This is a genomic window from Thermoflexus sp. (genome assembly GCF_042408365.1).
Taxonomy (GTDB): Bacteria; Chloroflexota; Anaerolineae; order Thermoflexales; family Thermoflexaceae; genus Thermoflexus.
The window spans coordinates 1-1,575 of sequence record NZ_JBHOQJ010000163.1 but is presented as its reverse complement, the minus strand read 5'-3'; the positions used below and the strand labels follow the sequence as shown (position 1 = coordinate 1,575).

At 63.7% G+C, this 1,575-nt stretch carries 1 rRNA gene; it reads right to left on the bottom strand.

Going from position 1 to position 1,575, the window contains the following annotated elements:
• Positions 1 to 1,440: ribosomal RNA gene (locus ACFMO5_RS07690) — 23S ribosomal RNA — on the bottom strand; the annotation flags it as partial.
• Positions 1,441 to 1,575: the final 135 nt, after the last annotated feature.

Below are 1,575 nucleotides of genomic sequence, written 5' to 3'. Positions count from 1 at the left end.
CTTGGGCTTTCGGCGCCAGGGATTTTCACCCTGGTTAACGCTACTCATTCCGGGATTCTCACTTCCCCGCGCTCCACCAGAGCTCACGCTCCAGCTTCACCGCACGAGGAACGCTCTCCTACCATCCGCCCGAAGGCGGATCCATGGCTTCGGCGGCAGGCTTAAGCCCCGGACATTTTCGGCGCAGGATCCCTCGACCAGTGAGCTGTTACGCACTCTTTAAAGGATGGCTGCTTCTAAGCCAACCTCCTGGCTGTCTGAGGAACCCCACTTCCTTTGCCACTTAGCCTGCTCTTAGGGGCCTTAGCCGATGGTCTGGGCTGTTCCCCTCTCGACTGACCAGCTTATCCCGGCCAGTCTCACTCCCGGGCATCGGCTGAACGGCATTGGGGGTTTGGTTGGGTTTGGTAAGCTCACGCCCCCTAGCCCATCCAGAGCCCTACCTCCGTCCACCTAACCCGAGGCTGCACCTAAATGCACTTCGGAGAGAACCAGCTATCTCCGGGTTCGATTGGCATATCACCCCTACCCACAGCTCATCCCACGGTTTTGCAACACCGACGGGTTCGGGCCTCCACGCGGGGTTAGCCGCGCTTCACCCTGGCCATGGGTAGCTCACCCGGTTTCGGGTCTGCCGCGTGCGACTGGCGAGGTCCCCCTCGCCCTCCCTTCCGGGAGCGGCGCCCTGTTCAGACTCGGTTTCCCTGCGCCTCCGGCCCGAAGGCCTTAGGCTCGCCACACGCGACAACTCACAGGCTCATTCTTCAATAGGCACGCCGTCAGGCGATTCCGGCCCCTTGCGGGGCCGGCATAGCCCTCCGACTGCTTGTGGGCACACGGTTTCAGGCTCTATTTCACTCCCCTCCCGGGGTTCTTTTCACCTTTCCCTCACGGTACTCGTGCGCTATCGGTCGTTAGGAGTATTTAGCCTTGGAGGGTGGTCCCCCCGGCTTCCCACGGGGTTCCACGTGTCCCGTGGTACTCGGGAGCGCGGCCCAGGAAGTCCCCTCCCTTTCGGCTACGGGGCTGTCACCCTCTTTGGCCCGCCGTTCCAGGACGGTTCGCCTAGAGAGGGGATTGGTAACTTCCCGACCGGTCCGCAGCCCGGTCCGACCGCGTCCCACAACCCCCCGCGGGCAACGCCTGCGGGCTTGGCACCCGCGGGGTTTGGGCTGTTCCCCTTTCGCTCGCCACTACTCAGGGAATCTCGGTTGATTTCTTTTCCTCCGGGTACTGAGATGTTTCAGTTCCCCGGGTTCCCTCCGCACCGCCTATGGATTCAGCGGTGGGTGACGGGGCATGACCCCCGCCGGGTTTCCCCATTCGGAGACGTCCGGATCGCAGCTTGCTCGGCAGCTCCCCGGACCTTTCGCCGCCGGCAGCGTCCTTCGTCGGCTCCTGACGCCAAGGCATCCACCGTGCGCCCATACTCGCTTGACGGGTTCCCCTCAGGAGCAGCTGGAAGGAGCTTCGTTGGTCTTGGCCCTTGCGTCTGGCTCTCGCTATGCGGTTGTCAAGGTTCGCCCCCCGCGTCCCGCGCGGGGTGGTATCACGCCGCGGAGGAGGCGAACGTTC